Raw genomic sequence first — 12,339 nt, forward strand, 5'->3', positions numbered from 1 at the left:
CGCGAGCGGTTCGGCCGAACTGCCCCGCAGCGGCGATCGGAGCGCGGAGGCGGTCGTCAGCGTGCCGTCGGCGACGGCTCGAAGCGAGCGAGCGCCGCCGTGATGTTGTCGTGGCCGCCGCGCTCGTTCGCCCACGCGACCAGTGCCTCCGCCAGCACGACCGGATCGGAGCCGACCCGCGCCTGCGCCTCGTGCAGGACCCGTGCGAGATCCTCGGCCGCCGAGGCGTAGTTCCAGAGGCCGTCCGAGCAGGCGAGCACCCAGCCCGGCTCGTCGAGCAGCTCGGCGGAGACCCGGGGCTCCTCGTCGTGAGCGTCGGCTCCCAGCCAGCGGGTGATGGCGTGCGCGTCGGGCGCCGTCTCGGCCTGCTGCCTGGGCACCCCCGCCGCGATCTGCTCCTGGGCCCACGAGTCGTCGACCGTGAGCAGCCGAGGGACCCCGGTGTCCGGGATCCAATAGCTGCGGCTGTCGCCCACGTTGCCGGTGACCAGCAGTGCGCCGTCGAGCACAGCGGCGGTGAACGTGCACGACGGCGGGTTCGCCCGCTTCTCGGGCACGGCGGCGTCGATCGCCCCGGAGGCGCGCGCCGTGGCCATCTGCAGCAGCGCTCCCCAGTGGTCCGCCCCGCGCGGCTCCCCGCCGACGTCGGCCTCGAGAGCGCTCAGTGCGGCCCGGGCAGCGGCGAGCGAGGCCTTGTCCGAGTCGGGAGTCGATGAGACGCCGTCGCAGACCACGAGCAACGCGAGCCGCAGCGCCCCCTCGTCGGAGGCGGCGGCTCCGGTCGCCATCGCGTCCTCGTTGGCCGCGTGCCGGAGTCCGCGGTCGCAGACACCGCCGACGAGCCGGTGCGGCGCCTCGGCCCAGTGCTCGCGCTCGCTCGGAGCCGGACGGCCGCACTGCTCGCAGTAGCCGTCGTCCGCGACCACTCCCCGGCAGTAGACGCACGAGACGCTGCCGGCGACGGCGACGGGCGGAGCGGAGGAGGCGGCGGTCACGATCAGGGCTGTGCCACAGGCCTCGCAGAAGGCGTCGCCGGTGGTCACCGGTTCGCCGCAGGTCGGGCACGGCGTCGCCAGCCCGGCGCTCACGTCAGGGTCCAGCGTCGCACCTCATTGGCCCGGTCGACGAGGCGCAGGCGCTCGGCGCGCTCGCGGGTCGACGCGGCCAGCGCGCGGTAGGAGGCTTCGAGACCGTCGCGGATCGCGGCCTCGTTCGCCTCCACACCACCCACGGTGGCCCCTTCTGCGGGGCCGTCGCGACGCACGAGCTCGAGCGCGGAGGCGAGGACCCGGGTGGTCAGCTCGAGCCGCGTGCGCTGATCGACGGCGACCGAGTCGACGCTCGCGAGCGCGGCGGCGAGCGAGGGCAGACCTCGCCCCGACTCCGCGAGCAGCTCGGCCCGTCGGCGCCGGGCGTCGACGTAGGAGGAGCGGGTCGGAGTGACGATGTCGAGCGCGTCCAACGCCCCGTCGAGGTCGTCGCGCAACTGGCGGACCCTGGCGAGGCCGAAGGCGGCCGGGGCCGTGTAATTCGCGTCGGCGCGGGCGCAGATCACGTAGAGGGACTCCGCCACCTCCGGCTCGCCGCTCGCCTCGCACGCGGCGGCGAGCGCCAGCTTGGGGGCGAGCTCACCGGGGACCTGGCCGTACACGGTGTTGAAGGAGGCGCGCGCACCGACGACATCGCCGCGCGACAGCTGCGCGAGGCCGCTCATCCAGACGGCCCGCCACTCCCACGGGTCCTCGGTGAGGATCTCGCCCGTCGCGCGCGCCGCCTCCTCCCAGCGCTGGGCCTCGATGGCGGCCCTGGCACGCGCGAGCCGCACCTCGACGGTGACGGTGGGAGCGAGCGCGAGCGCCCGCAGCCGCACGATCGGATCGGAGACGTTGACGCCGGCGAGCCAGGCCCGCGCCGGGTCGGACTCGTCCCCTCGCAGCGACGGCAGTGCATCCCACGGCGGAACACGGTCGACGACGTCGGCGACGGGCGCTTCGAACAGCGCGGACTCCGTCGAGTGCAGGGCGGGGTGGCCGGGGCCGCGATCGGTCGCGACGACCTCGCGCAGAACGCCCAGGAGCTGGCCGCGCATCTCGTCGACGGTCGCGAAGCGGTCCTGCGGATCGGGCGCGCAGGCCTTCGCGACCAGGCGGTAGAACGAGTCGTAGCGCTGGAACAGCGGCGTCTCGGACACGGGAGGGAGCGAGGCGACGTACGTGGTCTGATTGCCGCGGAAATCGAGGACGAGAGAGGCGAGCGTGCGTCCGATCGTGTAGACGTCCGACGCGACCGACGGGCCGACGTCCGGGACCTCGGGCGCCTGGTAGCCGATCGTGCCGTAGATCGCGGAATCGTCGTCGTCGATCCGGCGGACTCCGCCGAGGTCGATGAGCGTGACCTGATCGCCCACCTGGATCATGTTGTCCGGCTTGAAGTCGCAGTAGAGCAGGTCGTGGTCGTGCAGGTAGGCGAAGGCCGGCATCACCTCGAGCACGAAGGCGAGGGCCTGGTCGACCGGCAGCGGGTCGGCAGCGCCACCGTTCGCCTCGAGCCGCTCCGTGAGGATCTGCTTGAGGCTCGGACCTCCGACGTACTCCATCACGATGTAGCCCGCTCCGTCGTGCAGGACGAAGTTGTAGATCTCGACGATCAGCGGATGCTCGACCTCGGCGAGGAACTGGCGCTCGGTGATCGCCGCCGCCGAGGCGTCCGGGTCGCCCGAGTTGAGCAGGCCCTTCAGCACGACCCAGCGGCCCGAGACGTTGCGGTCGCGCGCCAGGTAGATCCAGCCGAGCCCGCCGTAGGCCAGGCAGCCGACGACCTCGTACTGCCCGCCGACGACGTCGCCGCGGGAGAGCTGGGGAGTGAACGAGAACGGCGTGCGGCAGCTGGGGCAGAAGCCCTCTGTGCGGCCGGGGCGGCCGTCGCGGCCGCGGCCGACAGCCGTCCCGCAGTGCGAGCAGAAGCGCTTGCGCTCGGGCAGCACCGCCTCGGTCATCAGCGCGGCCAGGGGGTCGGCGGCCGGTCGGGAGGGAACCGTCGTCAGCCCGGCGCCCAGGCGCGGGCCGCGGAGCCGGGTCGACGTGGTGCCGACGCGACGAGTCACCTTCGAGCCGGTCTGCGCGGTGCGAGCCGAGCCGAGGGCGGCGGTGGCGAGCCGCGCGGACGAGGTGCGACCGCTCCGCGCGGTCGCAGCCTCCTCGACGACGGCGGGGCCGGGGGCGCCCGCGACGAACCCGGTCCCGAAGGCGGCGGAGGCGGTGGCGGGCGCGGTGGCCGGCGCGGCTCGTCGCGCGGTGGGCGTCGACCCGACGGCGCCCTCCTCCGGCGGCAGACCGCAGACGTTGCAGTAGCCGTCCTCGATCGTCCCGGTGCAGCCCGGAGTCGCGGTGCAGGGGGCGCCGTTCATGGCGTGGCCTTCCGGTGGTGCGGCGGATCGTGCCGCGGCAGCTCGCGGGTGACGACGTCGTACTGCTCGACGAGGTGGCGGGCGAGCGGCACGGAGCAGGGCACCGCGTCGAGCGCGGCGCGCACCTCCTCGTCGGCCGCGGTGCCCACGGCGGTGGCCGCACGGCCGTTGGCCCGGGCGCGTTCCCGCAGCGCGCGTAGACGGAAGCCGAGCGCCGCGCGCTCCCGCAGTGGCGACGTGTAGGCGGCCTCGACCGCGTCGAACGCGCGCCCCACCGCGGTGAGACGCGTGAGATGTGCGTCGAGCGCCTCCCGATCGCGCGGAGGCTCGCCGAGCCGCGAGACGTCCGGGACGGCCAGGCGCGGCGGATCCGCGATCTCGCGACGGCAGCGGGCGACCAGCTCACGCAGCGGTGCCTCTCGACGCTCAGCGGCCTCGGTCAGCTCGCGCGCGCGCCGACGGTCGCGCTCGAGTCCACGGCGTTCGGAGGCGGCGATGATCAGGTCGCGCTCCAGCCGGGCGGAATCGCCCTCGAGTTGGCCGAGCGGGCCGGACACGTCCGCTCCCCGCCCCGCCTTCTCAGCGAGGGCGTCGAGTCGGGAGCGCAGCACGTCGACCCGCTCGGCCCGGACACGATCGACGCCTCCTCCGCCTTCACGGGTCAGATCACGGCAGCGCTCGATCTCGGCCCGGACCCCGACGATCCGACCAGCCACGTCGGTGCCGCTGGGATCGAGCGCGAGGCGGGAGCGGAGTTGGCCGACGACCGCGTCGCACAGTCGCACGGCTTCGACGAGCGAGACGGCGCCGTTCCCGGAGGCGTCGAGACGCCCCCAGATCAACTGCGACATCCGCTCCCGCGCGACGACATCGACCCGGCCCGAGTCCCAGGCGGCCTCGAGCTCGGCCAGGCGCCGTGTCACGGACTCGCGGAGCGACTGCGCGAGCACCACGTCGGCCGTGTAGTTCTCGGCCTGCGGCGACGCGAGCGCCGCGGCGTCCAGACGCGAGAGCTCGCGGGTCGTTCGGTCGAGCCAGCGGGTCAGCGCGGCGAGGTACTCGAAGAGTTCGCGCTGCGGCGCGGCCTCGCCCAGCCGCCCGGGAGCGACGGGCGTCCCCTCCGCGAGACCCGTGCTCATCGGCCGTACTCCGCAGCAGGCGGTGATGCCTCGCCCAATACTCCGAGCCAGCGGTCGTAGATGCTCTGCCAGCGGCCGTCGCTGCGGATCGTCTCGAGCGCGCCGTTGACGAAGCGGACGAAGTCCGGGTCGTCGGCGGGCAGGCCCAGGCCGTAGGGCTCCGAACTCAGCGCGTCGCCGATGACAGTCGCGTACGGGTCCTGAGCCACGAAGCCGGCGAGGATCGTGTCGTCGCCCGCGATCGCGTCGACCTTCCCCTCCTGGAATTGCGCCAGGCACTGCGAGTGGGTGTCGGCCTCGACCGCCGTCACCTCGGGGTAGTCGTTCTGCAGGCGGCTGAAGGTGGTGGTGCCGCTCGGCGCACAGACCCTCTTGCCGTCGAGATCGTCGATGCTCGCGACGCGCGGGCCCTCGGGGTCGTCCGAGACCAGCACCTTGAGGCCCGCGTCGTAGTACTCGGACGAGAACGCGATCGAGCTCCAGCGGTCGCACGTCATCGTGAGCGTGCGGGCGACCATGTCGACCTGGGGGGCGCCGTCGCCGCCGGCGAGCGACGGCAGGCGCTGCGCCGAGGTGATGACGACGTAGGTGACGGCGTCGGGACTGCCGAGGATCGCGCGGGCGATCTCGCGGGCGATGTCGACGTCGAACCCCTCGATCGAGCCGGTGATCGGATTCCGGGCGCTCATCAGCAGGGTGTCGGCCGAGACGCCGACCCGGAGGCTGCCGCGGTCACGGACCGCGGTCAGGCGGGGGCTGTCGGTCACTCCGGTCGGCGCGTAGGAGGTCACGGCCGAGGGCGAGCAGTCGCTCGACGGAGGCGTCGCACTCGAGCCGGGCGCCGTGCTCGCCGTCGCAGTCGCGGCGGGCAGCGGCGCTCCGAGGTCGTCGGCACCGGAGGTGCAGCCCGTCACGGCGAGCACCGCAGCGGTGACGAGGGCGAGGGCGGCGGTGCGCAGCCGGTTCATCGGTACTCCTCCAGTCGCTGCGAGACGCCGCGCCAAGAGAGCACGGCGCCGGCCAGGCCGGCGGCCAGCAGCAACCAGGACACGAGGGACGACACTCCGGCCCCCGAGGCGAGGGTCGCGGCCGCCGCGTCGGACTTCTCCTGCACGGCGGTGCGGGCCTCGACAGAGAAGGCGAGGAACAGGTCGTTGGCTGTGCCGCTGCCCGTCGCCGTCGCGATGTCGACCGCCTCGTCCCATCTGCCCGCCTCGTCCGCGTCCCGGATCCGATCATGGAACGCCTGCCAGGCACTCAGCGCGTCGACGAGACGCCCATCGACGATCCCGTCCTCGACACCGTTCTGCAGTGTGACCCGAGCGGAGTCCGACGCCACGCGGTACTCCTCCTTGAGGGCGGCTCCCGAGCCGCGTGCGATCAGCGTGAAGCTCTCGAGCGACTTCGCGTCGCTCGCGGCGGTCAGCGCCTGCGACACAGCCAGCGCTCCCCGGTAGGAGTCGCTGCGTGCCCTGCTCGCGTCGGCCGCCGTCGATCCGTAGGCGACAGCACCGCCGACGCCGAGCACCAGGAGCAGGGCCGTGGCCGTGGCGAGCGGTCGATTGAGGTAGCGGTGCGTGCGACGCGCGAGCCAGACCTGCGCCGCGAGCAGCAGGACCAGCATCGCCAGCGAGCCGATCATCAGCAGGACGCTCCAGCGGACGGTGTCGTAGGCGGCCGCCACCCGGTCGGCTCCGGCCCCCACGAGGCGATTGAGATCGCTGAGGATCCCATCGCTGCCCGAGAGCTCGGCGGACGCCTGATCGAGGTACGCGGAGGCGACCGGGAAGCCCTGCCGGTTGTTGGCGCGGGCCTGCTCGATCAGGCCGCTGTACGTGGTGACCCTGCTCGCGATGTCGGCGAGCGCTCCGGTGTCGGCCGAGTCACTCGCCGCGAGCCTGGTGATCCCGGCGGACGCCTCGGTGAGGTTCGAGACGTAGGCGAGGCGCTGATCGGTCGGTTCGAGTCCGCCCACCAGGAAGGTGTTCGCCGCGATCGCGTTCGCGTCGACGAGGAGGTTGCGCACCGTCTGCACGCCGATCAGCTGGGCCGACTGCTCGCGCGCCTCGCTCGCCGCACGCGCCTGCATCGCTCCGGCCTGCTGCGCGAAGACGCCGAAGAGCACCGCGACGAGGGCCGTCACCGCGAGCAGGAGGCGCAGCGCACCTGGTGTCGTCGCGGTCGCCCTGGCCAGCAGGGACGGCTTCCGGGCGGCAGCCGTGTCCGACCGAGCCGGCGGCGCGGCAGGTGCCCGCGGCACGGGCGGCGCGGCGGATGCGGCGTTCACCGGGTCTCCTCCGTCTGCGCTGCGGGGTCCGCGGCCTCCGGAGCAAGAGGTGCGCTGGTCGCGGCGGAGTCCTCACCCCCGACCTCGTGGATGTCCTCGGGCAGCAGGACGCGCAACTCGTCGAGCGTCGGCTCCTCGACGTCGCGCAGACGCCACGCGTGACGCGCGATCGCCGTGTCGAGCATGTTGCGCACCCAGCGTCCATTTCCGAACGCCTCAGTGCGCTGCTGCGCGGCGGCGAGCTCCGCGAAGGCCGCGAGCGCCGCCTCCGTGGGCTCGAAATCGGCCGAGGACGCGAGTCGCGCGAAGATCGCCGAGAGCTCGTCGTCGCTGTAGTCGGCGAAGTCGATCGTGGTCGAGAAGCGGCTGGCGAGGCCGGGGTTGGTGTCCAGGAAGCCCTGCATCGGGCCCGAGTAGCCGGCCACGATCACGACGAGGTCGCCGCGGTGGTCCTCCATGTCCTTGACGAGCGTGGTCACCGCCTCCGCGCCGTACTGATCGAGAGCGAGCGCGTAGGCCTCGTCGATGAAGAGGACGCCCCCGCGCGCCGACGCGATGACCTCGGCGGTCTTCGTCGCCGTCTGCCCGAGGTAGCCGGCGACGAGCTCGGAGCGGTCGACCTCGACGAGCACCCCCTTCGAGAGGATGCCGAGCGAACGGTAGATGCGCGAAACCAGGCGTGCAACCGTCGTCTTGCCGGTGCCCGGATTGCCCGTGAAGACGAGGTGGCGGGTGAGGGTCGGCGTGCTGAGACCGGCAGCCTGGCGGAGGGTATCGATGCGGAGCAGCTGGGTCTGACGCTTGATCTCGCTCTTCACCCGCTCGAGGCCGATGAGCGCGTCGAGCTCGGCGAGCAGATCCTCGATCGCCTCGGCGGGCTCGAGGGGTTCCGGCTCCTCCGGCTCCGACGGCTGCGGAGCAGCCGGTGCGGGTGCTGTCTCGTCCTGCGGACCGTCGTGCTCGGCGCGGCGCAGGCGCGCGAGGATCTCGTCGACGCCGGGGACACCGGCGGGGAGGTCCGCGCTCGACGTCGTGCCCGCATCGGGAGCGCTCACCCGGGTCGTGCTGTTCGGCGTCGTGCCGCCGGGGGCCGACGTGCTCCGGGAAGCAGCTGCTCCGACCGCGGCGAGCTGCGCCGCGGCCGTCGCGGAGGCAGCGGCGACGGCTCCGATGCCCGGATCGCCCAGGGCGCTCGCGGCGGAGACGACATCGGTGAGAGCGCGGGCGTAGGCGGAAGCGTGCGGCGAGCCGGATGCGGCCAGCGCGGCGAGCTGATCCGTCGGTCCCGACCGCCAGCGACGGCCGCTCGCCGCGGCGCTGAAGAAGGCCTCGAGGCCGCCGCTCGCACCGGTGGCGGCGAGCCAGTCGGGCCCCGCTGCTCGGATCGACTCGGCAACGGCTGCGGCCAGCCGCCCGCCCTCGTCGCGAACCGCTGCGGCGTCGAGGCCGGCCGCCGTGCCGGTGAGCACGAGCGCGTCGAGTGCCGGAACGAGCGTGCTCACGAGGCGCTCGGCGGGGTGAGCGAGCCGGGTCCCGATCCGGAGGCACCGGGCTGAGGTGGCGCATCGAGCCCGCTCGGTGAGAGCGCGGACTCCGTGAACTTCTCGGCGAGGAACTGCCCGTGCGCGATCAGCGCCGACGCGTCCTGGCGAGAGACCGCATCCGAGATGCGGTCGAGGGTGCCTCCGAGGAGGTCGAGCTGGTCGCAGAGGATCATCAGCGACGTCTTCCCCCTGTAGACGGCACGTCGGTCGGCGAAGTCGCGGGGCAGCCGAAGGTACCCCTCGACCGCCTCCGGAAGGTAGCTGGTCGCCGTAGCGACGACGGTATGGCCCTGCCGACTCATCCCGCCCAGTCGATCGAGGCGCGGCACCATCTCGCGCACGGTCTCGTCCACCCGCTGGATGCGGGCGGCCACGATCCCGGGAACCCGCCCGTCGGTCCGGCTGCGGACCTGGTCGAGGGCGGCGAGGATGTCGTCGCTGCTCGGCGCGCGCGGCAGGGCGGGCACGGTCTCCTCCGGCTGCTCCGGAGCGCCGCCGAACAGGCGGGACAACCAGCCCATCGGTTAGCGGCCGAGATCGAGCGAGGACGTCGCGTCGATGTCGGAGTTGCTGCGGCGGGCCCGCTCGACGTACTCGCCGGCCTTGGCGGTCTCGGTCTGGAGCACCCCCACGGTCTGCGCCATGCTGTCGAGCGCCTTGATCTTGAAGTCCGAGATCGAGTCCATTGTCTGGTAGATATTCGCGAATGCGGCCTGCAGCTGTGGCAGCCCGACCGTGGCGGAGGCGGCCTGCGACTGGATCGAGGCCGACTGGTCGGCGAGCATGCGCGAGGTCGCCTCGATCATGTTCGACGTCGTCGTGTTGAGCGCCGTGATCTGATCGAGCACGAGGCGCTGGTTGGCCAGCGCCTGCGCGACGATGACCGCCGTGCGCAACGCGGAGACGGTGGTGGTGGTCGCGCGGTCGACGCCCTTGATCAGCTCCACATTGTTCTTGATCACGACATCGATCGCGAGGTAGCCCTGGATCGAGACTGCGAGCTGCGTCAGCAGGTCCTGGTGCTTCTGACGCGCATAGAAGAGGACGTCCTCGCGCAGGGCCTTCGCCCGCTCGGGGTCCGTCGTGTCGAACTCGGCGATCCTCGCCGAGAGCTTCACGTCCAGTCGCTCGGCGACGTAGATGTACTCGTTGAGACGCGTCATCGTCTCCCAGAGGTTCTGCTTCTCGAGATTCAGCGCCGCGTTGTCCTTGCGCAGCTCGTCCTGCCCGTCGTAGAGCGCCTGGATGATGGCGTTGAGGTGCGTCTGCGCGCTCTCGTACCGGCGGAAGTAGTCGGTGATCCTGTTGCCGAACGGGATGAAGCCGAGGATCTTCTTCTGCACGTTGTCCTCGGACGGATCGAGATCCTCCACGGTGCGGCGCAGCTCGAGCAGGGTCTTGCCGATCGTGGAGCCCTCGGAGAGGCCGCCCTCCTTGAGAGCCCGCACCGGCGTGCTGAGCAGGCGGTTCGAGGAGTCGGCCGCAGAGCGGATGTCGGCGTCGCCCATCGTGCGGATGTCGTTCGCCCGAGTCGCGAACTCCGGGCTCCGCGCCTCCGCGGCCAGGAGCGTGTCGAGGAAGCCGTCCACCTTCGCCTCGAGACCGGGCAGCGCCTGTTCCGGGACCTTCGGTGCGATCGACGGCGCAGAGGTCGTCGGCACGGCCGCCACCGGCTCGGGAGGCGTCAGCGAGAGAGCGTTCTGGACGGGCGGCTGCAGGGCCTCGGTCATCGGGATCCTCACCGTTCCTGGCGCTCGGCGCCGACTGGGATGAACGTCCGCCCAGCATATCCCGGGCCTCCCGCGGGATCCCCGGGAGGACCGCTCACGGAGGAGTCAGCGCGAACGGATGCCTGTGGAGGAGCCTTAGCCTGGAGTCCGACTGCTCGGCGTGCAGGGCCGCCGTCCCTCCGGACCGCCCCGACACGCCCGCGGGCGAGGCGGCACACCGTAGCGGCGGGCTCGCAGCGCACAGGAGCACCATGGGCAGAGTGAGCCCCCTCGAACCCCCGACCCGCTCCGCCCCACCACTCGGCGGACCGCGCATCCTCCGGCAGCGCTGGACCGAGGCGGCCTTCCTGCACTGGCGCGTCGCCCCCTCCCTCGTCGCGCCGCACCTGCCGAGCGGCGTCCGGCCCGACGAGCACGACGGCTCGTCGTGGATCGGTCTCATCCCATTCCGGCTCTCGCGCACGGCGTTCCTCGGCGGGCCGCGGGTGCCGTGGCTGGGCACCTTCCCCGAGGTGAACGTGAGGCTGTACTCCGTCGACGAACAGGGGCGACGCGGAGTCGTCTTCGTCTCGTTGGAGGCCTCGCACCTCCTCCCCGTACTCACGGCGCAGGCGGTGTTCGGACTGCCCTACCGCTGGGCGAGGATGAGTATCGAGCACCGCCACGGCGCGGTGATCTACGAGACGATCCGCCACGCCGATTCGGCGGCTCGCTCACGGATCGTCGTGCGCCCGACGCCGGGGACGTCCACGGCCGAGGATCCGCTCGCCTCCTTCCTCACGTCACGCTGGGCCTACCACGAGCGGCACCTGGGATCGACCTGGTACGGGCGCAACCTGCACCGGCCCTGGCCTCTCCAGCAGGCGGAGCTCCTGGCCCTCGACGACGGCCTGCTCGACGCGGCCGGATTCCCGGGTCTGGCGTCGCGGGCGCCCGATTCAGTGCTGTACTCGCCGGGCGTCGAGACGGTGTTCACGGTGCCGCGACGGATGTGAGCCGGGAGCGGCCCTTGTGGGGGGTCGCGCCGTTCTCGTCGATCGGAGAGGATTCGCGGTACTTCACCGCACCGCAGCTTCCCCGGGGGGACGACAACCATGGAATTCACCGAACGCCTGATCGCTCTCGCGACCAAAGTCCGCCAGCAGCGCGAGATCATCCAGACCGAGGAGGCAACGAAGAACGCCTTCGTCATGCCCTTCATCTCGACGATCCTCGGCTACGACGTCTTCAATCCGCTCGAGGTCGTCCCCGAGTTCATCGCCGATGTCGGCGTCAAGAAAGGCGAGAAGATCGACTACGCGATCGTCCACAACGGCGACGTGCAGATGCTCATCGAGTGCAAGAAGTCCTCCGAACCGCTCAGGATCGAGCACGCCTCACAGCTCTTCCGGTACTTCGCGGTGACCAACGCCCGGATCGCGATCCTGACGAACGGTGAGGAGTACCACTTCTACACGGACCTCGACGCTCCCAACCGGATGGACGCCAAGCCGTTCCTCGTCCTCGACCTGACGGACATCGACGAGACCCTCATCCCCGAGCTGACGAAGCTGACGAAAGAGGTCTTCGACCTCGACTCGATCATCAACGCAGCGGGCGAACTGAAGTACATCGGTCAGCTGAAGCGCGAACTGGGCGCCCAGTTCGCTTCGCCGAGCGACGAATGGATAAAGTTCTTCACCCTGCGCGTATACGACGGCGCCTACACGCAGAAAGTCCGCGAGCAGTTCTCCGCGTTGGTGTCCAAGGCTTCGAAGCAGTTCCTCAACGAACAAGTGAACGAGCGGCTGAAGACCGCGCTCGGGGCACCCAACTTCCCTCGGACGGAGGCGATCGCGGCCGAGCAGAGCCTCACCAGCCAGGCGGTCGTGGAAGAGGAGCTGGAGGAGCAGAGCGAGATCGAGACGACCCTCGAGGAGCTCGAGGGGTACCAGATCATCAGAGCGATCGCCTGCAGCGAGGTGAAGGTGCACCGCATCGCGCAACGGGACGCCAAGTCGTACTTCGCCGTCATCCTCGACGACAACAACCGCAAACCCGTCGCTCGCCTGCACTTCAACCGTAAGCAGAAGTACCTCGGGACGTTCGACGCAGAGAAGAACGAGACGCGCCATCCGATCTCGTCGCTCGACGAGATCTACGAGCACGCCGAGGCGATCCGAGAGACCGCCCGCGCGTACGCCTAAGCGGGTGCGGGTTCCTCCACAGGGAACAGTTGGCGCGGTTGTCCGAT

Annotated in this window: 10 protein-coding genes; 2 read left to right on the forward strand and 8 right to left on the reverse strand. The window is 71.6% G+C overall.

The genetic code is table 11. The features are described from left to right. Positions 1 to 56 precede the first annotated feature (56 nt). From GSU10_RS12585 to GSU10_RS12620, 8 genes are read right to left on the reverse strand one after another with little or no spacing between them, the layout of a single operon-like run. Positions 57 to 1,088: a PP2C family protein-serine/threonine phosphatase gene (locus GSU10_RS12585; protein ID WP_199220887.1), complete on the reverse strand. Its 1,032-nt coding sequence runs from the start codon at positions 1,086 to 1,088 to the stop codon at positions 57 to 59. Then, the gene (locus tag GSU10_RS12590; protein WP_132505538.1) at positions 1,085 to 3,406 is read right to left on the reverse strand and encodes a serine/threonine-protein kinase; all 2,322 of its coding nucleotides are present in this window, start codon (positions 3,404 to 3,406) and stop codon (positions 1,085 to 1,087) included. Before GSU10_RS12590 ends, GSU10_RS12585 begins: the two co-directional genes overlap by 4 nt. Next, positions 3,403 to 4,545 (reverse strand): coiled-coil domain-containing protein, encoded by a 1,143-nt coding sequence (locus tag GSU10_RS12595; RefSeq protein WP_132505541.1) that lies wholly within the window; start codon positions 4,543 to 4,545, stop codon positions 3,403 to 3,405. Before GSU10_RS12595 ends, GSU10_RS12590 begins: the two co-directional genes overlap by 4 nt. Beyond that, positions 4,542 to 5,513, reverse strand: a complete 972-nt coding sequence (locus GSU10_RS12600) for a glutamate ABC transporter substrate-binding protein (RefSeq protein ID WP_132505544.1) — start codon at positions 5,511 to 5,513, stop codon at positions 4,542 to 4,544. Before GSU10_RS12600 ends, GSU10_RS12595 begins: the two co-directional genes overlap by 4 nt. Continuing rightward, positions 5,510 to 6,832, reverse strand: a complete 1,323-nt coding sequence (locus GSU10_RS12605; protein WP_132505547.1) for a hypothetical protein — start codon at positions 6,830 to 6,832, stop codon at positions 5,510 to 5,512. Before GSU10_RS12605 ends, GSU10_RS12600 begins: the two co-directional genes overlap by 4 nt. Further along, positions 6,829 to 8,334 carry an AAA family ATPase gene (locus GSU10_RS12610; RefSeq protein ID WP_132505550.1) on the reverse strand — a complete coding sequence of 502 codons (1,506 nt, stop codon included), beginning with the start codon at positions 8,332 to 8,334 and terminating at the stop codon, positions 6,829 to 6,831. Before GSU10_RS12610 ends, GSU10_RS12605 begins: the two co-directional genes overlap by 4 nt. Beyond that, positions 8,331 to 8,897 (reverse strand): hypothetical protein, encoded by a 567-nt coding sequence (locus GSU10_RS12615; RefSeq protein WP_068211233.1) that lies wholly within the window; start codon positions 8,895 to 8,897, stop codon positions 8,331 to 8,333. The genes GSU10_RS12610 and GSU10_RS12615 overlap by 4 nt, the downstream gene beginning before the upstream one ends. 3 nt (positions 8,898 to 8,900) lie before the next feature. After that, positions 8,901 to 10,106 (reverse strand): toxic anion resistance protein, encoded by a 1,206-nt coding sequence (locus GSU10_RS12620; RefSeq protein ID WP_068211230.1) that lies wholly within the window; start codon positions 10,104 to 10,106, stop codon positions 8,901 to 8,903. 251 nt (positions 10,107 to 10,357) lie between these two features. Between GSU10_RS12620 and GSU10_RS12625 the strand changes: the two genes are divergently transcribed. Both GSU10_RS12625 and GSU10_RS12630 read left to right on the forward strand, forming a co-directional pair. After that, positions 10,358 to 11,101 carry a YqjF family protein gene (locus tag GSU10_RS12625; protein WP_068211227.1) on the forward strand — a complete coding sequence of 248 codons (744 nt, stop codon included), beginning with the start codon at positions 10,358 to 10,360 and terminating at the stop codon, positions 11,099 to 11,101. A gap of 99 nt (positions 11,102 to 11,200) precedes the next feature. Further along, positions 11,201 to 12,292: a type I restriction endonuclease gene (locus tag GSU10_RS12630; protein WP_068211224.1), complete on the forward strand. Its 1,092-nt coding sequence runs from the start codon at positions 11,201 to 11,203 to the stop codon at positions 12,290 to 12,292. The last annotated feature ends 47 nt before the right edge of the window (positions 12,293 to 12,339 follow it).

The sequence above is a fragment of the Rathayibacter tanaceti genome (assembly GCF_009834165.1).
Taxonomy (GTDB): domain Bacteria; phylum Actinomycetota; class Actinomycetes; order Actinomycetales; family Microbacteriaceae; genus Rathayibacter; species Rathayibacter tanaceti.

Bases quoted from the DNA above. Each gene is read 5' to 3' on its own strand.
- GSU10_RS12590 (WP_132505538.1), bottom strand. From the start codon at position 3,406: ATGAACGGCGCCCCCTGCACCGCGACTCCGGGCTGCACCGGGACGATC.
- GSU10_RS12595 (WP_132505541.1), bottom strand. From the start codon at position 4,545: ATGAGCACGGGTCTCGCGGAGGGGACGCCCGTCGCTCCCGGGCGGCTG.
- GSU10_RS12600 (WP_132505544.1), bottom strand. From the start codon at position 5,513: ATGAACCGGCTGCGCACCGCCGCCCTCGCCCTCGTCACCGCTGCGGTG.
- GSU10_RS12615 (WP_068211233.1), bottom strand. From the start codon at position 8,897: ATGGGCTGGTTGTCCCGCCTGTTCGGCGGCGCTCCGGAGCAGCCGGAG.
- GSU10_RS12620 (WP_068211230.1), bottom strand. From the start codon at position 10,106: ATGACCGAGGCCCTGCAGCCGCCCGTCCAGAACGCTCTCTCGCTGACG.
- GSU10_RS12625 (WP_068211227.1), top strand. From the start codon at position 10,358: ATGGGCAGAGTGAGCCCCCTCGAACCCCCGACCCGCTCCGCCCCACCA.
- GSU10_RS12630 (WP_068211224.1), top strand. From the start codon at position 11,201: ATGGAATTCACCGAACGCCTGATCGCTCTCGCGACCAAAGTCCGCCAG.